General features: G+C 53.7%; 18 protein-coding genes. 5 read left to right on the top strand and 13 right to left on the bottom strand.

Features of this window, described 5'->3' with window-relative positions:
• Positions 1 to 7 precede the first annotated feature (7 nt).
• The 3 genes from ABIE48_RS30225 to desA form a co-directional block, all read right to left on the bottom strand.
• Positions 8 to 607: a response regulator transcription factor gene (locus tag ABIE48_RS30225; RefSeq protein WP_089549322.1), complete on the bottom strand. Its 600-nt coding sequence runs from the start codon at positions 605 to 607 to the stop codon at positions 8 to 10.
• Positions 604 to 1,746 (bottom strand): sensor histidine kinase, encoded by a 1,143-nt coding sequence (locus tag ABIE48_RS30230; protein WP_145027229.1) that lies wholly within the window; start codon positions 1,744 to 1,746, stop codon positions 604 to 606. The genes ABIE48_RS30225 and ABIE48_RS30230 overlap by 4 nt, the downstream gene beginning before the upstream one ends.
• A gap of 69 nt (positions 1,747 to 1,815) precedes the next feature.
• The gene (desA, locus tag ABIE48_RS30235; RefSeq protein ID WP_145027231.1) at positions 1,816 to 2,874 is read right to left on the bottom strand and encodes a Delta(5) desaturase DesA; all 1,059 of its coding nucleotides are present in this window, start codon (positions 2,872 to 2,874) and stop codon (positions 1,816 to 1,818) included.
• Positions 2,875 to 3,156: 282 nt separating this feature from the next.
• On the opposite strand from desA, the gene ABIE48_RS30240 reads away from it, so the two are divergent.
• On the top strand, positions 3,157 to 4,125 hold the full coding sequence (locus ABIE48_RS30240) for a hypothetical protein (RefSeq protein WP_145027233.1): 969 nt from the start codon (positions 3,157 to 3,159) through the stop codon (positions 4,123 to 4,125).
• Between the two features lie 205 nt (positions 4,126 to 4,330).
• Positions 4,331 to 5,074, top strand: a complete 744-nt coding sequence (locus ABIE48_RS30245) for an MBL fold metallo-hydrolase (protein ID WP_483312673.1) — start codon at positions 4,331 to 4,333, stop codon at positions 5,072 to 5,074.
• 77 nt (positions 5,075 to 5,151) lie between these two features.
• Here ABIE48_RS30245 and ABIE48_RS30250 read toward each other — a convergent pair whose 3' ends face one another.
• Both ABIE48_RS30250 and ABIE48_RS30255 read right to left on the bottom strand, forming a co-directional pair.
• Positions 5,152 to 8,475, bottom strand: coding sequence for an S-layer homology domain-containing protein (locus ABIE48_RS30250; RefSeq protein ID WP_192716116.1), 3,324 nt, complete (start codon positions 8,473 to 8,475; stop codon positions 5,152 to 5,154).
• 466 nt (positions 8,476 to 8,941) lie between these two features.
• On the bottom strand, positions 8,942 to 9,913 hold the full coding sequence (locus ABIE48_RS30255) for an acetylxylan esterase (protein WP_116233159.1): 972 nt from the start codon (positions 9,911 to 9,913) through the stop codon (positions 8,942 to 8,944).
• Between the two features lie 291 nt (positions 9,914 to 10,204).
• On the opposite strand from ABIE48_RS30255, the gene udk reads away from it, so the two are divergent.
• Positions 10,205 to 10,840, top strand: coding sequence for a uridine kinase (udk, locus tag ABIE48_RS30260; RefSeq protein WP_089549327.1), 636 nt, complete (start codon positions 10,205 to 10,207; stop codon positions 10,838 to 10,840).
• Between the two features lie 193 nt (positions 10,841 to 11,033).
• On the opposite strand, the gene ABIE48_RS30265 is transcribed toward udk, so the two are convergent.
• Both ABIE48_RS30265 and ABIE48_RS30270 read right to left on the bottom strand, forming a co-directional pair.
• Positions 11,034 to 11,948, bottom strand: coding sequence for a polysaccharide deacetylase family protein (locus ABIE48_RS30265; protein WP_192716117.1), 915 nt, complete (start codon positions 11,946 to 11,948; stop codon positions 11,034 to 11,036).
• Positions 11,920 to 13,242 (bottom strand): MFS transporter, encoded by a 1,323-nt coding sequence (locus tag ABIE48_RS30270; RefSeq protein WP_192716118.1) that lies wholly within the window; start codon positions 13,240 to 13,242, stop codon positions 11,920 to 11,922. The genes ABIE48_RS30265 and ABIE48_RS30270 overlap by 29 nt, the downstream gene beginning before the upstream one ends.
• Before the next feature lie 244 nt (positions 13,243 to 13,486).
• Here ABIE48_RS30270 and ABIE48_RS30275 point away from each other — a divergent pair, with 244 nt between their 5' ends.
• Positions 13,487 to 13,771 carry a hypothetical protein gene (locus tag ABIE48_RS30275; RefSeq protein ID WP_089549330.1) on the top strand — a complete coding sequence of 95 codons (285 nt, stop codon included), beginning with the start codon at positions 13,487 to 13,489 and terminating at the stop codon, positions 13,769 to 13,771.
• A 181-nt stretch (positions 13,772 to 13,952) separates the two neighbouring features.
• Here the strand turns inward: ABIE48_RS30275 and ABIE48_RS30280 are convergent, their stop codons facing one another.
• The 6 genes from ABIE48_RS30280 to zwf all read right to left on the bottom strand — a co-directional run bounded on the left by ABIE48_RS30280 (position 13,953) and on the right by zwf (position 22,561).
• Positions 13,953 to 16,160: an ABC transporter ATP-binding protein gene (locus tag ABIE48_RS30280; protein WP_192716119.1), complete on the bottom strand. Its 2,208-nt coding sequence runs from the start codon at positions 16,158 to 16,160 to the stop codon at positions 13,953 to 13,955.
• Positions 16,161 to 16,201: 41 nt separating this feature from the next.
• A complete protein-coding gene (locus ABIE48_RS30285) occupies positions 16,202 to 16,765 on the bottom strand; it encodes a DUF1854 domain-containing protein (RefSeq protein ID WP_192716120.1) in 564 nt (187 codons plus the stop codon).
• Positions 16,762 to 19,056 carry an ABC transporter ATP-binding protein gene (locus ABIE48_RS30290; RefSeq protein ID WP_145027245.1) on the bottom strand — a complete coding sequence of 765 codons (2,295 nt, stop codon included), beginning with the start codon at positions 19,054 to 19,056 and terminating at the stop codon, positions 16,762 to 16,764. Before ABIE48_RS30290 ends, ABIE48_RS30285 begins: the two co-directional genes overlap by 4 nt.
• A 327-nt stretch (positions 19,057 to 19,383) precedes the next feature.
• Positions 19,384 to 20,049: a fructose-6-phosphate aldolase gene (fsa, locus tag ABIE48_RS30295; protein WP_192716121.1), complete on the bottom strand. Its 666-nt coding sequence runs from the start codon at positions 20,047 to 20,049 to the stop codon at positions 19,384 to 19,386.
• A gap of 39 nt (positions 20,050 to 20,088) precedes the next feature.
• Positions 20,089 to 20,982, bottom strand: coding sequence for a phosphogluconate dehydrogenase (NAD(+)-dependent, decarboxylating) (gnd, locus tag ABIE48_RS30300; protein ID WP_076173084.1), 894 nt, complete (start codon positions 20,980 to 20,982; stop codon positions 20,089 to 20,091).
• Between the two features lie 76 nt (positions 20,983 to 21,058).
• Positions 21,059 to 22,561 carry a glucose-6-phosphate dehydrogenase gene (zwf, locus tag ABIE48_RS30305; RefSeq protein WP_116233160.1) on the bottom strand — a complete coding sequence of 501 codons (1,503 nt, stop codon included), beginning with the start codon at positions 22,559 to 22,561 and terminating at the stop codon, positions 21,059 to 21,061.
• Between the two features lie 309 nt (positions 22,562 to 22,870).
• Between zwf and ABIE48_RS30310 the strand changes: the two genes are divergently transcribed.
• Positions 22,871 to 23,188 carry a winged helix-turn-helix transcriptional regulator gene (locus ABIE48_RS30310; RefSeq protein WP_076173085.1) on the top strand — a complete coding sequence of 106 codons (318 nt, stop codon included), beginning with the start codon at positions 22,871 to 22,873 and terminating at the stop codon, positions 23,186 to 23,188.
• Positions 23,189 to 23,344 lie beyond the last annotated feature (156 nt).

Here is a 23,344-nt window from a genome sequence, read left to right on the forward strand (position 1 = left end):
GATCGAATCATTTGAACCAGCCCTTCTCTTTAAAGCGCGTGATGGCTTCCACCCGATTCGTGACTTGAAGCTTATCCAGAATGACGGAAATGTAGTTCCGGACCGTTCCTTGCGTGATATCCAATTGACTGGAGATTTCCTTTGTGTTCTTGCCATCGGCAATCAGGCCGAGCACGTCCTTTTCCCGTGGGGTAAGCGGGTTCTCTTGCCCGGAAGCATCGTCGACGAGCTCTGTCGCATAAATCCGTCTGCCCGCCACGATACTCCGAATGGAACTTGCCAATTCTTCGCTGGGGCTGTCTTTTAACAAATATCCATATGCCCCGGCCTTAATGGCCCGCTCGAAATAGCCAAAGCGTGCAAAGGTCGTCAGAATCATCACCTTGCAGCCGCTGCCTTTCAGTTCCTCGGCCGCTTCCAGACCGCTTTTCCCCGGCATTTCAATATCCATGATACAAACATCCGGCTTCAGCTGCTGAACCAGCTTCACGGCATCCTCGCCGTTGCTCGCTTGGCCCACAACCTGCATATCGTGTTCCAGATTGACCAGCGAGGCAAGCGCGCCCCGCACCATTCGTTGGTCCTCGGCTATAACGATTCGGATCATATGACGACCTCCTTATCCGGGTGTTTAACGGCGTTCGGCACTTTAATGACCACCTTCGTGCCATGCTCTTCGCCCGCGGCGATTTCCATACTGCCGTTTACGAACTCCAGCCGTTCTTTCATTCCGCGCAGACCGCTTCCTCTGACCAGGACCGAGTCCGTCTGGATTCCAATCCCGTTGTCGATGATCTTCATCGTCAGCTCGGTTGCAGACGACTCGATGACGATCGAGCAGACGGTGGCGCCGCTGTGTTTGACTACATTCGTCACCGCTTCTTTCAGGCACATGCTCAGCACATTTTCAACCAGAAGCGAGGTATTGTTGAGTATCGGGTCTCCTACCATGACAAATTCAATCTCGGCCGCTTTAAGGATCTGCTTGATGCGGAACATCTCATCTTCGAGGCGCGTGCCGCGCATCTGCGTGACCATGTCCCGCACTTCTTTCAAAGCGTTTCTTGCCGTTTGACGCACATCGTTGATCTCGGACTGCGCCTGAGCCGGGTCTGTGCTGATTAATCTGCCGGCCAAATCACTCTTCAGCCCGATAAGGGACAGCTTCTGACCGAGCGTATCATGAAGGTCGCGGGCAATCCTTTGACGTTCCTCCAGCTTCACCAGTTCGGAAATCCGCTTATTCGCATCCTCCAGCTGTACCTCAAGTTTCCCTCGCTTGTTCCGATAGTATGTGGTGACAGGCAGCAGAATCACCGCAATCAGACTGATCAGAACGAACGGAATTTGGGTAATCATGACGGGATTCTGCGTCACATATTCATAATTCACCGTAACCATTGTCGTGACGAGGTGAATCGTATACAGCGTAACGAATCCAACCCAGTGATGAATATTTCCGATAAAGAACGCAACGAAGAGCGCGAAATAGACATATCCGAAGATCAGGGTCATGGCCAAGGATATCAGAATCTGAATGGACGTCCAAAAATACAACCACCAGCCCTTGGATACAAACGACAACACATAGCAGCCGAAGAACGCCAGAATCATCAGAGTGCCAAACACCACATGAACCGTGGACGAAGAACGGAATATGAAGTAAAAAGGGACAATATAAAAGATGACCCATACATAAGGACTCAGTCCTGTGCTCCTGTGGAAAATTTGATACCATTTCTGCAAGGCCGCTGCCCCCCGACGTACGAACGATAGTTTTTCCTTGTAGTTTATCATAAACGCCGGATAACAGCGCTATTCCCCTTGTATGCTTGCTCTGCCGGCTTTGATCGGTTTAGCTCCACGCTCGGTTTGCCGCCGACCAAGTTTGATCTGCTTAAAGCTGACAAATGTTTTGTTCTCCTCATCCCACAGCCGGAATTTAAGAGAGGCCAAGCTCGTCGCGAGCGTAATTGTCGTAGCCTTCTGAAGCGGCGGCGTCGAATTATGCGCCTTCTCCAAATTGTAATTGGGCACCTTCGGGCTCAAATGGTGAACATGATGGAAACCGATATTGCCTGTAATCCACTGCAGCACCTTGGGCAGCTTGTAGTATGAGCTTCCTTCCACCGCAGCTTTTACGTAGCTCCATTCGTCCTCATTTTCAAAGTAGGAATCTTCAAACTGATGCTGCACGTAAAACAGCCAAATGCCCAGCATCCCGGATACGAATAAAATCGGGAGCTGTACCATCAGGAACGCCTCCCAGCCTACCGCCCAGCACATTGCTGCATACAAACCGACGATCGCTGCATTCGTCACATGGGTGTTGATGCGCTCCTTCCGCTTCGCTCCTTTACGGTTAAAACGGTACGATATGACAAACACGAAGATCGGCCCGAGTCCGAGCATAACAACCGGGTGGCGATAGAAACGGTAAGCGAGTCTCCTCGTCCATGACGCCGCGGCATATTCATCCACGGTCATCACCCACATATCGCCGATCCCCCGTTTATCCAAGTTGCTGCTCGTGGCATGATGAATGGAGTGCTCGTTCTTCCACTGCTGATACGGAACAAGCGTCAGAATCCCTGTAATCATACCGATGATTTCATTGGCCCGCCGATTCTGAAAGAAAGAATAGTGACAGCAGTCGTGAAAAATAATAAAGGTCCGAATGGCGAATCCGGAAGCAATAAGGGTTATAGGAATCGTTATCCAATATGATACGGATAAGCTTAAATATGCGGCGTACCAGAGCAGTAACAAAGGTCCTAGGGTTGTTACAACCTGCATGATGCTCGATTTCGTATTGCTTTTCTCATAGGGGGCCATTTCTTTTTTTAGATTGGTGACCTTGGTTTGTGTTTTCATCTGTCTTCCTCCCTGAATGAAGCATGCCGTCATACTCGGGGCATCCGAGGACGTCTTATACCTAAGTATAGAAAACCAAACCGTCACCGAGTAGTCATGAACATCAGGTAGGGAGTATGACAAACGTCATATACGGGGGTGTGAGAGACAAGCGAAATAGGCACCTTAGCGAGGCTCGGAAATAATACATCTTCTCTTTCGAAGAAACAACCCATAGGCGGGTGTCACCTCGGGCTCCATGTGAATAGGTTATAGTATTAAATTCAAATATGGAGGTTCCCCATGATTACGAATGGACATCCGTACGGGCCGTGCTGGCAGCCATGCGTGGACCCGTATGCTTATGCTTACAACCAGCGATCCTCTTATCCATACGCCCTTCCCTATACGTGGCCCCAGTACGTCTATCCGGTTCCCTACCGCACGTACTACGCATATGACACGAACGGGCAGCTCAACTCCTATCCTTATCCGTTTGCCCCCATCGCTCCACAACCGTTTCCCTATGATTGGAACCGGGTTGAACCTACGCCCCAAGGCTACAAATTCAAGATTAATCCTGCTACCGAGAAAACGGAGCTGGCAAAGCCCGAGAATACGGCAGTCAAACCTGAGGCCGTAAAGGAAGCTCCCATGAAAAGTGAAGCGGCAAAAAGTGAACCTGTCAAGGAAAAGGCCACAAAAGAAGAACCTGTGAAAAGCGAATCCGTAAAGGGTGAGCAAAAAGCCGAATCCACAAAAGGTGTTCAGATGAACACCTCGATGGAAATCGGCGGCAAGCACGGCGTTGGAGTCAGCGCCAGTGGCCAGATGGACAGCACCGGCGTCAGCACCCAAGCCGGCACGCATGTCGGCGGCGAGTCTTACGGACTTGGCATGCAAGGTGAAGCCGGAGTCAGCGGCAGCCACGGCCTCAGCTTCGATACCGGCGCCCAACTGGGCGGCAAATATGGCTTGGGCGTCCATGCCGACGGTCATGTCGGCATCAAGCAGGGAATCGGCTTGAATACGGAAGCCCAGCTTGGCGGAGACCACGGCGTCGGCGCCTATGTGAACAGCCAGGTTGGCGGCGGGCAGGGGGCCGGCGTCAGCGCAGGTGCCCATGTGGGCGGCGATCACGGTCTTGGAGCGCATGCCGGAGCGCAGGTTGGCGGCGGTAAAGGCGTCAGCTTTAAGGTCGGCGGCAATGTGGGCAGCCATGACGGCGAGCTCGGTCTGAACTTTGGAGGCTCCGACAAGAAAAAATCCTAACGTTTTGCGAGTATAGCGGGAGGCCCATGGGCCTTGCCGCTTTTTTTTATGTGTTGTCCGGTCCCTTCGCTGCCTGGTCCGGGAATGTTTTTTTCGAGCGGCGCGCTGTTCACGTATCTTTACGCCCGCTTCGATCGTTATTCTGTTAGGGAGATGTATCTTCGCAGCCCATTCGCTATGAACTGACTATAAAGGAGGTGTTCCCTTGATCATTGAACATGGTGCAATCATGCTGGAACTGCAGATTGACGGATTTGGCGGGCCCCAAACGTTACACCCTACGCTTGTTTGGGACGGACAAGACGCGGTGCTGATCGATACCGGTACGCCCGGCCAGTGGGGGCAGATCCGGAACGAAATGGAGCGGCACGGCGTTCCGGCAGAGCAACTGCGGGCAATATTGCTGACCCATCAGGATATCGATCATATCGGCAGCCTGCCGGAGATTCTGGAGGAAGCCGGATTCAACATCACCGTATACGCCCACCCGTTGGAGAAGCCGTATATCGAAGGCGAGCTCCCACTAATGAAGGCCACAATGGAGCACATGGCCTGGCAGCTGGAAAGCTTGCCGGAAGGTGAGCGCACGCAGATCGTCTCCATCCTGATCGCCAACCTGCCTAAGGGCAGGGTCGATCACACGCTGGAAGACGGGCAGGTGCTGCCCCATTGCGGAGGAATCGAGGTGATCTATACACCGGGACATACGCCGGGACACCTCAGTCTGTATCTGCACCGGAGCCAAACGCTGGTTGCCGGGGATGCGATGTTCAGCGTTAACGGCAAGCTGATGGGACCCCACCGCCCTTCCACGCCGGATATGGACGCGGCGGTACGTTCGCTGCAGAGGTATCTGAATTACGAGATCGAGAACGTCATTTGTTATCATGGGGGATTCGCCCGCGGCGCCATTTGGGCTCAACTTGAAGCGCTGGTGGGTATGGACTGAGCCCCAGCAGCTGGAACAAAAAAGCTGCCGGGATATTCCCGGCAGCTGCCTCTGCATGTTCTATAGTGTTTATAAGATCAGATGAGGCCTGACTTCTCCAGCAGACGCTGAAGGATCTCAGCCGTTTCCGCTCGGGTGATCTCTTTTTTCGGCTGCAGCTGAGCGCCAAGGCTGTTCAAGAGCTCGTTCTGAGCCGCTTCGGCCACGGCCTGGGCCGCCCAGCCCGACACAGCCTGGCTGTCTGTAAATACGGACAATGCTTGGCCTAAGCCTTCCTGATCGGCACCGGATTTCAGGCGGGTCAGCTTACCGGCCCGGTTGAACATGACCAGCGCCTCCTCGCGGGTAATCGTATGGCCGGGGCGGAACGTGCCGTCGCTGTAACCGTTCACGATACCGTATTTTTGGGCGAGGGTGACGGCCTCCGTATACCAGTCGCCCGTCTTCACATCGGCATAGCTGCTTGATTGGCCTCCGCCGACAAGCCCTAACGCGCGAACCAGAATGGCCGCAAATTCTGCGCGGGTAATCGTATGGTCAGGATTGAATCGGCCATCCCCCGTTCCCTGCAGAATCAAGCGGGACGCGAGGCTTTGTACGACCTCTTGGATATGCCCGCTCACATCGCTGAAGGTTGTGCTGTAGGCAACCAAGGCGAACGTACCGCCGGTTACGCTGCTCACGACCGCACTGCGGCTGCCGTTCTCCCCGGTCAACCGGGTAGGCACCGGATGCACGGTTCCGTTCTCGTCCAGCATGACTCCCGTAGACACAATACCTTCACCTGCTGCCGGAATCGGCAGGACGTGCTGCACATAAGTGCTGTGCGGGCTAACGTTTAAGGTTTGACCCTGGAACGAAGCGGCAATCCGGAAATCGACCGGTCCGGTCACCAGCTGCAGCCCCATCTTTTGGGCGGCTGCCTGCAGTTGTGCTGCCTTTGCCGCTTCATACCCGGCGATGGTGATCTGGACGTTCATGCCCGTAACATCACCTGAAGCTTGGAAGAGCCGGGTTAGTCTTGACGTGCCGATCTCAGAAACCGGAATCTGATAACTTCCGTTTGCGGTTTGGATCACCAGCTGACTGGCGCCGTTTTCCAGAACCCTCAGCGATTCTGCTGTCAGCCCCACCGTCGTTGTATTTGCCGCCTGCATGACCGGAATGGTGACGGATTGTCCCGGTCCGGCCTGGCTCAGCATGGCCTGCAGCTTCGACGAATCAAGGACCGCCGTTACGGACGTCTGCCCGTTATTGGTAGAAGCCGTCGTTTGAAGCACATCATCGTAAGACTTACCGTTCACCACGATCGGCGAAGGAACGCTGGCGTTTCCCGAAGACGCTGGCGTGATTGAGCCGCCAGTGCTGCCGCCGCCGTTATTCGATCCGCCGCTGCCGCCCGAGCTATTATTTCCACCGTTACTTCCACCGCCGTTATTGCCGGAGCCATGATCCCCTCCGCCACCTGAACCGCCGTCTCCGCCGGAGCCGTTATCTCCTCCTCCGCCGTTCCCATTATCGCTACCGTTACCTAGAGGAGTTACCGGTGCCCATACCGCATAGAGCGTTATATTTTCCGAACCGACCGAAATGGTGTCGCCTTCCTTATACAGCATACCGCTTCCGTCCGAATGCCGGCTCCACCCGGCAAAATCGTACCCATCCTTCTTAAGGCCGCCGGAGTTCCCCTGAACGGTTACGCTATCCTCAGTACCATAAGCTTGTTCGTCTACAGGGACTTCGCCTGCTGTGCTGCCATTACCGTTGTAAGTCACTGTGTACTGGCCATGACCGGGATCGGAGGGATTCTCGTCCGAGACCGTTACCGGGCTGAAGCGGATCGCCTGGTTGCTTTCGATCATGGACATGCGATGCGAATAGAGGAGGTAATTTAGGGACAAGCCCTGAGCGGCTTGAATGCCGATCGTTGAAGCCTCGCCGTCATCGTATTCGAGGTTTTCTATCGTGATATTCGGATACTGATATTGGACATCCCCATTTTCGAATAGAATCGCCTGGAACGTAATCGGGGCATCGGCGTTATAAAAATACATATTGTTCCATTGGACGATAAACTTCCGGTCCCCTTCCTCCCCGATCGTTTTCGTCAGGATTTTGGAACCGGGATCGTTAGGATTCAGCCTCAGACCGGATACATAGGCCTGCAGAGCAGGCGGTGCATCTACATCTGGATAATTCTCTGGACCCGGAGTGAAATAATTGTCAAAATAAATTCCTCCGTTGATATCGATCCAGATCTGGCCATGCTTCTCCCCATAAAACGGAAATTCGAACGGAAGTTCGACCTCCTTGGACGTATTATAGGTTTGCCCGCCGAAATCGACCGCCTGTCCATCGGCCGCATTCAAGCTGCCGTCCATCCCATTTAGTTGTTCTACAGTGTACGGGACAAGATGATCAGCGTCTACTTCAAAGTAAGTATGTATCTCGTTGCCCTCGAGCAGCGTTTTACTTGGGAAACGGTTCACCCCGGTAACCGGCTTCACCAGAGCTGATCCATAAGGGTCACCGTCAACTGAGGCCTCCACAAGGTAGGGTCCGCCCTTCGGCAGGCTTACCTTATAATGGACCATGTGTGTTTCTTCATCGTATTTAAATCCTTCATCGCCTTCGCTTACGGAGGTCCCGAGGCTGTCTCCGCTCGCTACCAACACTCTCAGGTCGTCCACCGATCCGGGTGCAGCAGGGATATCCCCTTCGACGGTCGCCATTGGGCTCCACGTATAATCGACGCTGTCCACAATCTCTTCGCTGTTTTCATTGCCGGGAACCGCCGCCACACTTGTGCTATCCCCTTGAGGTACATCGGAGCTAATCGATTCGATACCGATTCCAGGCAAACCTTCAGGCTCCCCGGAGTTCCCGGGAATCGGATCGCCTTGCCCCGCATCTCCGGTTTCACTTTCGCCGCTTTCACTTCCGCCGGTGCCGTCGCCGACTTCGCCGCTAGGGTTGCCCGGCTCTTCACTGCCGCTATCTGCTCCGCTCGATCCGCCGGTGCCGCCAGAGGTCTCAGGGGATGCTCCATCCCCTTCCGAACCGCTGCCGTTCATTTTAATCGTCTCCACCCGGAACGTAATTGGATGCGGGTCATCCAGATCAACGTGCGGAATCCATGGATTTTCGTACGGATTAATGGAAATGACGAAAGGCTCATTCGGCGGGTTCTCGCTGGTCTCCTCGTGCAAAAGGTCTTCCTGATCGTTATAGGATCTAACCCTCAGCTTGTATCCCTCGCCATAATCGTTGTCGCTAACATAAAAAACAAACGGGTCCTCCTGTGGCTCCACTGCAATTTCGGCAAATGCCGCCACCGGGTACAGCTGCTGCAGGCCGAACATAAGCACGGCTCCCAGACTTAGCTTTCTTAATCGGTGCATTTCCTATCTCTCCTTGCTCTTTCGGATATGAAAATTGTCCCAACCCCAAGCCGGCATGAGTCTTTCCGTCTAGGTCTTTTGAATCGGGATCAAAAAGGCATCCCTATCGTAGCAAGGCAAACAGGCACCAACAATTAACGAAAGTTAACTGAGCCGCCAAAATTCGATATTTTTTTCTGTCCGGTCGTACCCCCATTCTAAAAACTGTCCATTTCCGTAACCCGTACCATTAAACAGACGCCAAAAGGCATTCCCTGGCCGATATTTAGCCTCAAGAAATGCCTTTGATTAAGGAGCATGTAGGTTAGAAAAACAAAGGAGTGCAAAAAATCCGCTCAATGACAGCCGGTTGCCGAACGATGCCATGCATCCGATTACAGCAACGCCGGAATGAAACGCAGCCTCTTTTACAGCCTAAGAGCTAGCCAATCAATCCACCGCTATCATCTGCGGCTATGATACGCGACTATTCCTGCTGGAGCCCCTTCATAAACTGCACGATCTTGTCGTTCAGGCCAGGGAGACCTTCGTGGCCGAAATCCGGATAGATTTCAAGCTTCACAGGCGACTTCATTTTGTTAATGGCGGCGAACTGGGTCGATGGCGGGCAGATCGTGTCCATCAGTCCTACGCCAACCATGACGTCGGCCTCAATGCGCGAAGCCAGGTTCTGAATGTCAATATAGCCAAGCTTGGTGAAAATTTCGTCCTCGCGCTGATGCTGCGGGTCGAACTTGCGGAAATAGGTACGGAGTTCCTCGTACGCATGAACGCTGAGATCCATCTCCCATACCCGCTTATAATCGCTCAGGAACGGATATACCGGGGCCGCCCTCTTGATTCTCGGCTCCAGCGCGGCGCACGCAATCGTCAGTGCTCCGCCCTGCGACCAGCCCGTCGCCCCCACGCGGTCTGCGTCGACCTCCGGGAAGCCCATCACGATCGCCGCCAGCTGTGCGGTGTCCAGGAACACGTCACGGAAAAGCAGCTTGTGCGGGTCTTTGTCGCTTAGGCCGCGGATAATATGTCCATGGTGCGTGTTGCCGACCACACCACCCTTATCCTCGGACAAGCCGCCTTGGCCGCGGACGTCCAGCGACGCGATGGAGAAACCCATCGCCGGGTAGACCATTTTATCCATCCAATCCCCGCTGTCTCCCGTATAACCGTGAAATTGCAGCACGGCCGGGTGAGGCTGGGCAGCCCCTTTTGGCCTGGCATATTTGGCATGAATTCTCGCGCCGTTCACCCCGGTGAAATACAGCGAAAAGCATTCGGCAAACGGCACTTCAAAATCCGCTGGAACGAGTTCTACCTGCGGATCAACAGCCCGCATTTCTTCCAGTGCCTGCGACCAGTATGTATCAAAATCATCCGGCTTCGGATTTCTTCCTTCATACTGCTTCAACTGGGACAGCGGCATATCTACGAGTGGCACAATCATCAACCTTCCTTTGTTTACAAAGTCAATTTAGTAATTTTTAATCTTACTTACATTCGCCCGTTACCGTTTTATTTCCTGCCCGTGCCTGCAACCAATAAGAAGCTATCCTCAACAAGGTTTGCTAACTCATCCTTAACAAGTTTTTCCATTGCGCTCGCCTTGCTCACTCAACTACCTTACCATTTTTCTCATAACCCCGATAAGGTGAAAAAAAGCAGCAGCTGTGCTACAATACTTGGGTTATAGTTGCAGGTGGCAATTCATTTAGGGGGTACACGACTCGTCATGCTTATTATTGGTATCGCCGGCGGCACTGGCTCCGGCAAAACGACGGTGGCCCGTTCGGTCATCGATCGTCTCGGTTCGGGAAAGGTCACCTTCATTTCCCAGGACAATTATTACAAGGACAACCCTCATCTTAGCCTGGCGGAACGGGAGCTGATCAACTATGATCATCCGTTCGCCTTTGATAATGAACTACTTATCGAGCATTTGAGCCAGTTAAAAGAAGGCCAAACCGCTTACGCGCCGGTGTACGACTTTACGGTTCACGCCCGCTCCTCAGTCGACAAGGTGGAGTTGACGCCGAACAATATCGTCATCATCGAAGGCCTTCACGTCCTCTCGGACGAGAAGCTGCGCGAGATGCTCGACATCAAGGTGTTCGTCGACACCGATCCGGACGTCCGCATTCTGCGCCGCGTCCTGCGCGACATTGAGGAACGCGGACGCAGCATCCAGTCGATTCACCAGCAGTACCTGGCGACGGTAAAGCCGATGCACGAGGCCTTTATCGAGCCATCCAAAAAATACGCCGACCTCATCATTCCCGAAGGCGGGGAAAACGAAGTCGGCATTCAGCTGCTGTCGATCCTGACGGAGAAGTTCCTGACGGGCGACCGGAACTGGTCGGACATCTAAACTCGGCTTGAGCGGTTTATAGAACCGTTGATTCTCAGCGGGCAGCGAACAATAAACCGGACAAGCCAATACAGCCCTTCGCAATCGTGTGCGAAGGGCTGTTTTCTATGCACGAAAGGATCATATTTATGCCGAAAAATCGAAGCCCTAGCCTCTCCGCACAACCGGCTGCCGTGCCCTCTAATCCGCCGCCCTATTTCCGGGTCAGCTCCCGGATCAGCCGGAAAGCCGACCTGAAGCGCGGCCGTCTCAAATGCTCCTGGACATAGCCGTAATGGGTCAGCTCTACACCTGCGTCCTTCAAGCCGTACGCAAAGTCGTCATCAAAGGGCAGCCGGAACTCCCACACCCGCTTCTCCCACTGCGGAATGTTGGCCAGCATCCACGCATCCTCTGCGCCGGGATGAATGTAGGTCTCTGATACCCCTTCCGGCAGGGCGTACAGCTTGGCAATGATCGACCGTTTGAAGCTGTCATACGTTTCCCCTTCCACCAATCCGAAGGGATGGGACAGCAGATAATCGGGGATCGGCACCCCGAAGGTGTCCGCCAACGCCGCCGCTTTGGCTACTGGGCGTTCAATGCCGCTCAGCGAACGAAGGAGCGGGTCATCGGGGTGGATGTAGCGGAAAAAGCGGGAAGGCAGGCCCCAGCGTGAAATTTTCCAAAAGGTCTGGGGCAGCAGGCTGCGCCCCGTCTCCATACCGTACAGGCTGCCCATGTGATTGTCGACATGGCTGATACGGATGCCGGCCTGCTTGACCCGTTCGTACTGGGCGTCGATCTCCTTCACGACAGCGCCCGTCTCTGCACCCAGCTCAAATTCCCTGACCGTCCGGTACTGCTTGCCCTCGGCGTCATGCAGCGACGGGTGCCCGGTCAGACTGCTCCAGCGCAGGGCGTCGAACTCGCTCGTCAAGGTCAGGTGCAGCCCCACATTAGGCTGCTGCCGGCGCGCAGCCCAGTCGGCCGCCTCTTCAAAACCGGGCGCCACCGCCATGATCGTCGCCGAGGAGACCTTGCCCTCCTCGAGCAGATGCATGATGGCCCGGTTCATCGCCGGGCTCTGCCCGAAATCGTCACAGTTGATGATGAGCCTCTTGGCCATGCTTCACCTCTCCTTTCCCCGTCATATGAAAATCAAACCGAGCCATAAAAGATATCACAACCGATACGACCAATAAGCATAACGGCACGACACTGATCAGGTAACGAAACGTCGCTTCCGGATTCGATCCCGGATTGTCACCACTTTCATAACCAAAGATCAGGCCGACTACGTAAAAAGCCAGCGCCGAAATCAGCCCGCTTGACCGGGTAATGAACCCGCTGACTGCCGTATAAATGCCCTCGCGCCGCCGCCCGGTCCGCTCCGCATCCTCGTCGATAATACGTCCGCTGACCATCGCCGGCGTGACGAGGAAACCGGCCAAACCAAAACCTACCGCAATGCCGGCTGCCACGCCGCTCACCAGGTTGTAGCCGAACCAGAGCGGAATGACCGACAGACCGTACAGGATGAGCGACAGCCGCCAGGCTTTCACGCCGTCCATCCGGCGGACGATCCAGTACCATACGCCCACGAGCGGAATGACCGATACAAACACGGCCGCCAGCAGAATCGACACCTGCCCCTCCGAAATCCGCAGCACGTATTTGGCATAGAACGGGATCATGGAGCTGACCAGTCCGTTCACGGTCTGGGCAAACGAGTTGGAAATGTTGAAGACCCAAAACTTCTTGTTGCTGAGCGTTTCCTTAAAGGCGGCGCCCAGCTTCATCGGTTCCGCATTGCCAGGGTCCCGCTGCTCCCGCACGCTAAGCATGCAGATGAGCATGCAGATGCCGAACACGAAAGCATACACGATCGCCATATTGGAGAGGTTGATCGCCGCGTAAATGATAGGCGTCAGGGCAGTGGCGATGAGAAGAGCCAGCACCTGATAGCCCTGCTGGATGGCGGAGACTTTGGCCCGGATCCGGTCGCCGCGGAACAGCTCGGGAAACAGCGCCCCGTAGTTGACCCACAGAACGGTCGCTACCGCCTCATACAGCACCAGCGTCACCAGAAACCAGGTGAACAGCCCGTTTTGCGATAATCCTCCCGGCGGGGAGAAGACCAACACGAAGGTAAGCATAAACAGCGGAATGGAGGCAAATACCCACGGCCTGCGCCGGCCGTAGCGCGTTTCGGTCCGGTCCGACCAATAGCCGAACAGCGGATTGTTTACCGCATCCCAGATCAGGAAAATGGTTCTGGCGAGCGTGGCGAGCCCGACGCCGAGTCCCAGCTTTTCCACGTAAAAATAGCTGTAAAACGAACTGAATGCCTGACTCGGAACCATCATCGCAAACATCCCCAGCGCAAAGGCGTACGGCGAATTTACCCATCGGCGCGCCATGTGTATTCCTCCCCTACGAGAATAGGCTTCTTGGCCCAAGGCCTTACTGAAATACTATTCAACAAATGGATGATTTTACCTTTGCGATTCAGCGAAAAACCATTTTTTAACCAACCCTTCGGATGTTAAAGCGTTCTATTCATAAGCTATAATTTGGATCAGCAGGTCATCCTAAGCTTTGTCGCCATGCAGTTCATCTATGACAAGCAAAAAATAAGACAATTAACTACCAGGAGGGATACCAATGGCATTAGTCGTCGGAGCGATCATCGTACTCGCTGCGTTAAGTTTAGCCTTTGAGCTCAGCCGGGGGAAATCGGCGAAAAGAAAATACATGGTGTGGGGAATCACGACTATGCTGCCGATCGCATTTGTATTTTCGTGGCTCGTTGCGTTGATATATGGGGACTGGATCGCCCATGACGGGTTCGCCGCCATCGGCCTCATGATGCTCCTGATTCCGCTGTTCTTTTTGACCGGGGTGATTCTTTTGCTGATCGGTCTCTTTATGAAGGAGAAGCAAAGCTAGATAACTAGCTGTGATCCTTCCTCATTCGGATACATTCGCAATAAGTACAATTGCCAAGACATCCCGTACTAAAACAAAAATACTCCGGCTCTACGTAGTAGAGTCGGAGTGCGATTAACAACTATACATTTTTCACATACATCGATCTAGGCCACCCGGCGCAGCCATCCCCCCCACCGGTCTACCCCACCGCCTCTGCCTTCTTGGACATGTTTCGCTGCGCGGTGATGAGGTTGTAGTAGATCCCTCTTTTAGCCACAAGCTCGGCGTGCGTGCCGATTTCGGCAATCTCGCCCTTGTCGAGGACGATCAGCCGGTCGGCATGCCGCAGCGTAGACAGGCGATGCGCGATCGCCAGCGTCGTCCGGTTGCGCGTGACCCGCTGCAGCGCCTCCTGGATGGCGCTCTCCGTATCGATATCGAGCGAGGCCGTCGCCTCGTCGAGGATCAGGATCCGCGGGTCGTTCAGCACCGCCCGGGCAATCGCCAGCCGCTGCCGCTCTCCGCCGGACAGGTTGCCGCCGTTCTCCTCCAGGCGTGTATCATAGCCGTCCGGCAGGCGCAGGATAAAATCATGCGCATTGGCGATCTTCGCCGCCTCAAGCACTTCCTCGTACGTCGCTTCCGGCTTCGAGTACCGGATATTGTCCAGGATCGTGCCGCTGAACAGAAATGTCTCCTGCAGCACGACGCCGATCTGCGAGCGCAGATGCGCCTGCTCGATCCGGCGGATGTCCACTCCGTCGATGAGGATCTCGCCTTCATTTACGTCATAGAACCGGGAGACGAGGTTGATCAGCGTCGACTTCCCTGATCCGGAATGCCCAACCAGACCGATCATTTCCCCCGGCTTGATCTCCACATTAATTTCTTTCAGCACCGGCTCATACGATTTGTAGCCGAATATCACATTCCGGAACGTAATCGTTCCCTGAATCGAATGCTTGACGGACGCCTCGGAATCCATTACCTCCGGCTGCTCATCGATCACCGAGAAGATGCGGTCCACCGAAATAATCGCATTGGACAGCCATCGCGGCATAAACATCAGCCACGCAATCGGCCCGTATATCATCCCGGCGTAACCGCTGAACTGCACCAGCTCCCCAAGGGACATCTGCTTGCCGAGAATCATACTGCAACCGATGAGGAGCACGAGATACTGCCCCATCTGGATCAAATAGTTCGAGATCGGCGACAGGATGCTGAATACTTTCTCGGTCTGGATGGTCGCCGCAGCAAACTCGGCGTTGTACTGTTTGAACCGCTTCACCTCGCGCTCTTCCTTGCCGAACGCCTTGACGACACGGATCCCGCTCAGCACGTCATGCAGGAAGGAATTTGCCTTGTCGTACACTCTCCACTGCTTGCGGAACAGCTTCCACAGCACGCCTTTCCAAATATACCGCTGGATGTAGGCGACGAGCGGCGCCGGCAGCAGCACAACGCAAGCCAGGCGCCAATCGGCTGAGAAGAGCAACACGCTCGCGGACACGAGAATAATGAGCTGAAAGACGGCCGTCGTAAACAGCTCCTGGACCAGATTGCGGATCCGGTCCGTATCCGAGGTGACCCGGTTCATGATGTCCCCGGCCCGCTGCGTGGTCAGAAATCCGAGGGACAAGGTCTGAATCCGCTCATAGACCAGCTTGCGCAGGTCGGCCGCGATTTGCGAGCTGACCCCAGCCATGATCCGCCCTTTGATGATGCCGAGCCCCTCTCCGCCGACGAGGACGAAGAGCAGGCCGAGAATGGCCCAGATGAACACGGGAACGCTCGGTGATTGGCCGGGAGGGGGCTGCAGCGAGGAATTCACCAGCAGCTTTTGAAAGTAAGGGCCGGCCATCGATATGGCGGAAGCCGCAAATGTCACTGCAAGCCCGATCGCAAAGGTTTTTTTGTGATTCATCGCTACCGAGACCAGCCGCTTGAAAGCAGCTGCCTTGTTCATGCACTTCGGGCACACCCTCGTTCCCGGAATGAGCGAACCGCCGCAGCTGGCGCAGACCGGCTCCTCTTCATCGTTGTAAATGCGGATTGTCCGCTGCCTGGACAGATCGTTCAGAATTTGGGCGATATAACCGTACCTCGCTGCGTGCTTCATGGACAGCCTCGTAAGAATAAATTTGGTGCCGGCCTCGTCCCCTTCCAGCACGGCACTGCCGATCAGCGGCACCACCTTGTATTCCTTCGCGTCGGTTATCAGACGGCTGTCGACCACACGGCCCTCCAGCAGCAGAGCCCATTTCTGCTCTCCAATTATGAAATAACCTTCCGTCCGCTGCCCGCCCAGCGTCAAATCGACAGGCACGCAGTAGCGGATATGCTCCCCCACAGCCTGCGAGGCGGCCTCCAGCTCGCGCTCCGGCAGTGTAAAATTAAGGTTCATGAATACCTCCGTCCTTGTATCGACAGGCGTCGAAGTTCAACCTACATGCATACCTCAACCATCTTGTATTCCTTGTCGCTCAGTCGGTCCAGATGCGGGATGATGAACCGGTTGCCGTCCACATCCACGATCAGCAGCCGGCTTGCGGTCATCAGTTTGACGCTCCCTCCGCCGCCGCGAACCGTAAAGCGGCAGCGCCCCGATGTGGTTTCCGCATCCCAGTACGAATATCCGAACTCTTCTTTGACGGAGAGAACCTTCGAGATTTCCGGGGCAAAATACCGCAGCTCCACCTGCTCCTCCAGCATCCGCTGCGTTTCCTCCGGGAACTCGTCCAGGGAGCGGATCATCCCGATCTCCTCATTCTCGACGGTTCGAACCGATAGGTAGATCCGCTTATTCGTATGCGGAAAAGAGCAGTGCACGTACACTCCGGCGTGCTCCTTGCCCCCCGCCTTCACGTTCAGCATATGGCCTTCCGTCAGGGTAAACTCCGTATCGTCCGGGGCCAAATAACGGATTTGCGCCGCCTCCGCGAGGCCAGGGCTGCTCCCGCCGTCCTCGGGCCTTAGAATCTCGCTAACACTTACATCCTTAAGCGTCATGCCGTAATCACCTCATTCATCTTCAGCGCCTCGTCATGCTTTTTGACCAGGTCGTAGTAAGCCCCTTCCTTCACCAGCAGCTGTTCATGCGTCCCTTCCTCCACGATCTTGCCTTGCTCCAGCACGACCAGATAGTCGGCGTTTCTTAGCGTGGACAAGCGGTGCGCAATCGCAATCGTCGTTCTTCCCTTGATCAGCGTATCGAGCGCCTCCTGGATTTGGAGCTCGGTCTTCGTATCGAGCGAGGCGGTGGCCTCATCTAGAATCAGTATTTTCGGATTGTGCAAAATGGCCCGGGCAATGCTTAGCCGCTGCTTCTCGCCCCCGGACAGGTTATGCCCTCCGGTCCCGACAATGGTATCGTAGCCGTCCGGCAGCTTCTCGATGAAGTCGTGTGCGCCGGCCACTTTGGCAGCGTGAATCAAGTCGGCCAAGGTGCAGTCCGGATCGGCATAGGCGATATTTTCCGCGATGCTTCCGGACATGACATAGACGTCTTGGGATACGATGCCGATATGCGTCCGGAGGGACGCCATGGACACATCCTTGATCGGGATGCCGTCGATCCGGATCTCTCCTTCATTGACGTCATACAGCCTCGGAATCAGGTTGACCAGCGTCGATTTTCCGGCCCCCGAGTGCCCGACGACGCCGATCATTTGACCGGGCCTTGCATGCAGCGACACCCCTTTCAGGATCGCCTTGTTCGGCTCGTAGCCGAAGGTGACGTTCGATATGCGGATTTCTCCCTGCATTTCCGTAAGCTGCATCGCGTTCGGCTTTTCCACTACGTCGGGCACCGCGTCATGGATTTCAAAAATCCGCTGTGCCGCGGACATACAGTAGGACCACCAGTTCATAATATTGTTCATAAACTGGATCGGACCGTACAGCAGGAGCATGTAGTTCATGAAGGTCATGACTTTACCGAACGTAAAATCCCCCTGCATGACCTTCCAGCCGCCAAAGGCCCAAATGAGAATGCCGCCAATTTGCGTCAGAATGTTCAATACCGGAAACAAGGTTACGCCCATTTTGTTAAAAGACTGCTCCGCATCGGAAAAAGCCCCGCTGGCCCGCTGAAAACGGGCATTCTCCATCTGCTCCTTCCCGAACGCCTTCACCACCCGCGTGCCGCGGATCGTGTCGCTGATGATGGCATTCATCGCGCTGACCCGCTTATGCCGCCTGATGGACAGCCTCCACAGCTTAGGAAATACTTTGCGGACGAGCAGGAACACGAAGGGGAGAGGAAGCAGGCACAGCAGGGTCAGCTTCCAATCCATGATCAGCAGAACGGTGACGATTCCGATGATGTTCATGGCGTTGACCACGAAATACGAAATGCCGTCAACGAAAAAATACTGCAGTTCGGTCGCATCATTGTTGATGCGGGTCATCAGCTGCCCCGTCTGCTTCTTCTCAAAGAAGCTTAAGGAAAGCCGCTGCATGGCATGGAACACGCTCGACTTCAGGTCAAAGGCAATATTCGCCGCCATCTTGGCGTTGATGACGCCGAAGATGACCCCAAACAACAGCGAGAGCGTCCGGAACACGATAATAAGGGCGATGACCAGCCCGATTTGGCCTGCGAACGTGCCTTTGCCGCCCAATGCCTGGTCGAACAGCAGCGTACCTTGAAAATAAGGAATGACCAATCCCGCCGCCGAGTTCAGCAGCATAAACAGCACGATCCAGAACATTGAAACTTTATACTTGCCCGCAAAGGATAGCAGCCTGCCGAAGACGGCGTGCTTCTTCATGCATTTGGGGCAAACTTGGCGCCCCTCTTCGGGGTAGATCATGCCGCATTTCGGGCATGTGGCCCGCTCCTGGTCGTCCCGCAGCTCTTCCGGACCGAGCTCTTCGCTTTTCTTCAGCTTCTCGAAAATTTTGGCCAGCCTGGCTGCGCTCCGCATGCCGCCGTTTGTGAACGCGGCAACGGCCCTCTCCTCCGGTGCCTTGATGACGACCATGCCGGAGGCTACCAGATTGACGATGCTCAGCGATTCGATGTCCCGAACCTTCAGCGCCTCCAGCTCCCAGTCGGCCTCTTTTTCCGGAGAAAGCCCTTTCAATGAATTGTTTGCCGCGTACCCGCTGTATGTCTTCTCCCGCGCCGGCGCCTCGTCATGGGACAAGATCAACAGCTCCTCACGGGTCAAAAGTACATACGTATCCCTGAACCCGTTCTCCAGGGCCCGGTCGCACAGCAGCCAGCAGAGCACGCTTTCGCTTGCCACACCGTGCTGATCAAGTGCGTTCATGATTGCCTTTGGAAGTGTATCCATGAGTCCTCCAAATTCTGTTGTCTTCTCAGTCGTCTTATTAGGTACGAAATATCATACACCCTTTGCCCCTCCCAAGAAAGGGAAAATTTACTTATAACAAAAATTTTACACATCGAACTTTGGTCAGCACCAGCTCCCTTCGGTTTGCACGACTGCAGATTTCCCTGCCAGCGGTATTTTTGCACCGGCCTTGATTCGGATCCTTTGGCGCGGGCCTCTTGAGCACATCCACTTCTAAAAGCTAAAAAGGCCCCCCTCCGCCGCGGCCCGGCAGAAAGGAAGCCTTCTTATCCTAATATAAAGCTTATTTAGCTGTTGATTAAGGTATTACTTCGTTGCGTTTTTCCAGTCAGCAGCAAATTTCTCGATGCCTTGATCTGTCAGCGGGTGTTTTACCAGTTGAGCGATGACGCTGAATGGAACGGTAGCAATATGCGCACCGGCCATCGCTACGCGGGTTACGTGGTCCGGATGGCGAACCGAAGCAGCGATGATTTGAGTGTCCAGGTTATGAACGCGGAACAGCTCAGCGATTTTGGCCACGAGCAGCACGCCGTCTTCCGAGATGTCGTCCAGGCGGCCCAGGAATGGGGATACGTACGTTGCGCCTGCGCGTGCAGCCAACAGAGCCTGGTTCACGGTGAAGATCAGGGTTACGTTCGTTTTTACGCCTTTTTCCGTCAGGTAACGGCAAGCTTCAAGACCAGCCAGCGTCATTGGCAGCTTGATCGTGATGTTTTTGTCTCCGCCGTTGATTTTGATCAGTTCATCGGCTTGTGCGATCATATCTTCCGCAGTTTCCGCATCTGGAGTAACCTCTGCCGATACGGATTCCACTTCAGGAACAGCCTTCAAAATTTCTTCGATGCGGTCTTCGAACTTCACGCCTTCTTTGGCAACCAGAGAAGGGTTTGTCGTTACGCCGGAAAGAACGCCGATTTTATATGCTTTTTTAATGTCGTCCAGGTTTGCAGTGTCGATGAAAAATTTCATGATTTCACTACCTCCACTTATTTTTTCTTTTATTTAGGATTAGTTCTTAACTACAGCATGGCCGCCAAATTCGTTACGCAGCGCGGCAACTACTTTACCTGTGAACGTATCGTTCTCCAGGGAACGGTAACGCATCAGCAGGGACAGAGCGATAACCGGTGTAGCGGTCTGCAGGTCAAGAGCTGTCTCCACAGTCCATTTACCTTCGCCGGAAGATTGCATAATTCCTTTAATTTCGTCCAAGTTCGCGTCTTTGGCAAAGGCTTTTTCCGTCAATTCCATCAGCCAGGAACGGATAACGGAGCCGTTGTTCCATACACGGGCCACTTTTTCGTAGTCAAAATCGAAATCGCTCTTCTCCAAAACTTCAAAGCCTTCGCCGATAGCAGCCATAAAGCCGTATTCGACGCCGTTATGCACCATTTTCAGGAAGTGGCCGCTGCCGGATTTGCCAGCATACAGATAGCCGTTCTCTACAGCGGTGTCCTTGAAGATCGGTTCAACGATGTCCCATGCTTCCTGATCTCCGCCGACCATGTAGCAAGCGCCGTTACGAGCGCCTTCCATACCGCCGGAAGTACCTACGTCGAGGTAGCTTACGCCGAATTCCTTCATTTGATTGTATCTTTCAATCGACTCTTTGTAGTGCGAGTTGCCGGCTTCGATCACGATGTCGCCTTTGGACAACAGTGGTTTCAGCTCGTCAAGAACCGAGTCTACAACGGAGTGAGGCACCATGATCCACACGATTCTTGGCGTTTCCAGCTTGGACACAAGCTCTTTGATGCTTGCAGCGCCTTCGGCGCCTTTGCTCTTCATGTCTTCAACAGCGGCTGTGTTCAAATCGAATGCAACGACGCTGTGGTTATGATCCATCAAATTTTGTCCCAAATTCAAACCCATTTTGCCTAATCCAATCAATCCGACTTTCATTATAATTCCCTCCACACCATGCATTTTCTCTATTTTTGTTTATTGAAACCTTTACCAGTATGGTTTACAACCTGGATCAAGATTGACCCACAAGTACCTTTTCTTCTTCTTTCACAACTTCAGGCTCTGTATCCAGCCACCATTTGAAGCCGTCCTCGGCCAGCAGCTGGTCAGACGCTTCAGGTCCGTTCGAACCTGCAGGATACTGATGAAGCGGAACGCTGTCCTCCTCGAAAGCATCCAGAATCGGCTGCACGTACTGCCAGGACAATTCGACTTCATCCCAATGGGCAAAGAACGTGGAATCCCCGCGAACCGCATCGAAAATCAGGTTTTCGTAAGCTTCCGGTACGTCCTTTCCATTTTCATGGAAGTGAATGCGCATCGGCTCCAGCTTGGAATCGTTCCGCGGATTCTTTTTGTTCAATTGCATAAAGATGCCTTCGTTCGGATTGATTTCAATCACGAGAAGATTCGGATCGTTGGTGGTATTTTGTCCCTTCAACGGCTCCTTAAATTCAATGACGATCCGCGTAGATTTTTCCTTCATTCTCTTGCCTGTGCGAATGTAGAACGGAACGTCGCTCCAGAAGTAGTTATCGATCCAGAGGCGTGTAGCGATAAACGTATCGTTCTTCGAGCCCGCAGGGACGCCAGGCTCATCAAGATAACCGGGAACCGGCTTCCCTTGCATTTGACCGGCGGCATATTGGCCGCGAATCACGTTCTTCGCGATATCTTCCTTCTGCAGCGGACGAAGGGACTGCATGACGTTCTTCTTCTTCATGCGGACTTCGTTCGCATCGCCTCTGCCTGGAAGACGCATACTAACCATCATCAGCACTTGCAGCAAATGATTCTGCACCATATCGCGGATTGCGCCCGAGTTGTCGTAGTATCCAGCTCTTTCTTCCACGCCGACGGTCTCACTTGCCGTAATTTGGACGTTGGCAATGTGATGGTTGGACCACAGCGCTTTGAGAATCGGGTTAGAAGACTCGAGGATTTCCAGGTTTTGCACCATCGGCTTACCGAGGTAGTGGTCGATGCGGTACACTTCGCTTTCATCAAACGCTTTGCTGAGCTGCTCGTTCAAATGGCGCGCAGACTGCAGGTCGTGTCCGAAAGGCTTTTCGATAATCAGACGTTTCCATCCGCTTGTCGAACCAAGTCCGCTGTCTTTAATATTTAAGGCGATCACGTCAAAAAACTCCGGCGCCACTGAGAGATAAAACATGCGATTCTGAGGAATGTTCAATTCCTGTTCACGCGACTCTACTAGGCTCCGCAGCTTATGGTAATCCTCCACTTGATTGGCATCAAGGACGGTATACCGGATCGTTTGGAGAAAAGCTTCCAAAGCGGCCGGATCGTTTACGGTTCTTCTTGAAAAAGTTTGCAGCGATTTCGCTACGTTTTGCTGAAAATCTGCACTAGATTGTTCTCTGCGGCCCAAGGCAATAATCGAGAACGCTTCAGGCATCTTTTTATCTATAAACAGATTGTAGAGTGCAGGGTATATTTTTCTCTTTGCCAGGTCCCCTGTTCCTCCAAACAAGACAAATGTCATGTTGTCCACGTATGACTCCTCCATTCCATTCCCACCAAAAACCATGCGCATGCTGGCAGATAAATCCGTTGCAACAAGGTTACTTTTAATAACCTGTTGAATTCACATTGGCAATCATAAACCCATTTAAGCGATTAGTCAACAGATTCTTGTCCAAATTATGAACGGAAATAAAATCCCTTTGATGACAGCGCTTTCTATGATATTATAATGGCAATGTATGGCCATTGGCGGCTGGATTTGGGAATCCTGACAGAGATCACAGAGATCATAACTTGTTAATATTAAGTAACCAGTGCACACAGGGGGGTCAGCACTATGGATGAGAAACGCGCCAGGCTTTTATGCGAAAAGGTCGAGCTCGCACACCAGATTACGGGAAAGAAGTGGGTCAGCCTGATTGTTCATACCCTAATGGAGGAACCAAAGCGTTTTAGCGAAATTCATGCATACATCCCTGATCTCAGCAAACGCATGCTCAACGAACGCATTAAAGAGCTGGAGGATAACGGGATCATTATCCGCAATGTCATTACCGAGCGGCCGATCCGTACGGAGTATTCTCTGACACGCAAGGGAACCGAACTCGGCAGAGCACTTCAAGCCGTGGAAGAATGGGCCGAGAAATGGTTCTAACCCTAGCCGGTATCATCATGTCTTATCATTTGCGAAAAGGAAAAAGATCAACCCCACCGGAGTTGATCTTTTTTAGATATGAAATGGCCGCTGTTACCGATAGAATGTTCATTCTAATCTGGTTGGAACAAAGCCGTACAGTTTTGTTTATACATG

Origin of the sequence: Paenibacillus sp. OAE614 (assembly GCF_040546645.1) — a bacterium.
In the GTDB taxonomy this organism is placed as follows: Bacteria; Bacillota; Bacilli; order Paenibacillales; family Paenibacillaceae; genus Paenibacillus_AQ; species Paenibacillus_AQ favisporus.

Bases quoted from the DNA above. Each gene is read 5' to 3' on its own strand.
- ABIE48_RS30225 (WP_089549322.1), bottom strand. From the start codon at position 607: ATGATCCGAATCGTTATAGCCGAGGACCAACGAATGGTGCGGGGCGCG.
- desA (WP_145027231.1), bottom strand. From the start codon at position 2,874: ATGAAAACACAAACCAAGGTCACCAATCTAAAAAAAGAAATGGCCCCC.
- ABIE48_RS30240 (WP_145027233.1), top strand. From the start codon at position 3,157: ATGATTACGAATGGACATCCGTACGGGCCGTGCTGGCAGCCATGCGTG.
- ABIE48_RS30250 (WP_192716116.1), bottom strand. From the start codon at position 8,475: ATGCACCGATTAAGAAAGCTAAGTCTGGGAGCCGTGCTTATGTTCGGC.
- udk (WP_089549327.1), top strand. From the start codon at position 10,205: ATGCTTATTATTGGTATCGCCGGCGGCACTGGCTCCGGCAAAACGACG.
- ABIE48_RS30265 (WP_192716117.1), bottom strand. From the start codon at position 11,948: ATGGCCAAGAGGCTCATCATCAACTGTGACGATTTCGGGCAGAGCCCG.
- ABIE48_RS30270 (WP_192716118.1), bottom strand. From the start codon at position 13,242: ATGGCGCGCCGATGGGTAAATTCGCCGTACGCCTTTGCGCTGGGGATG.
- ABIE48_RS30275 (WP_089549330.1), top strand. From the start codon at position 13,487: ATGGCATTAGTCGTCGGAGCGATCATCGTACTCGCTGCGTTAAGTTTA.
- ABIE48_RS30280 (WP_192716119.1), bottom strand. From the start codon at position 16,160: ATGAACCTTAATTTTACACTGCCGGAGCGCGAGCTGGAGGCCGCCTCG.
- ABIE48_RS30285 (WP_192716120.1), bottom strand. From the start codon at position 16,765: ATGACGCTTAAGGATGTAAGTGTTAGCGAGATTCTAAGGCCCGAGGAC.
- ABIE48_RS30290 (WP_145027245.1), bottom strand. From the start codon at position 19,056: ATGGATACACTTCCAAAGGCAATCATGAACGCACTTGATCAGCACGGT.
- fsa (WP_192716121.1), bottom strand. From the start codon at position 20,049: ATGAAATTTTTCATCGACACTGCAAACCTGGACGACATTAAAAAAGCA.
- gnd (WP_076173084.1), bottom strand. From the start codon at position 20,982: ATGAAAGTCGGATTGATTGGATTAGGCAAAATGGGTTTGAATTTGGGA.
- ABIE48_RS30310 (WP_076173085.1), top strand. From the start codon at position 22,871: ATGGATGAGAAACGCGCCAGGCTTTTATGCGAAAAGGTCGAGCTCGCA.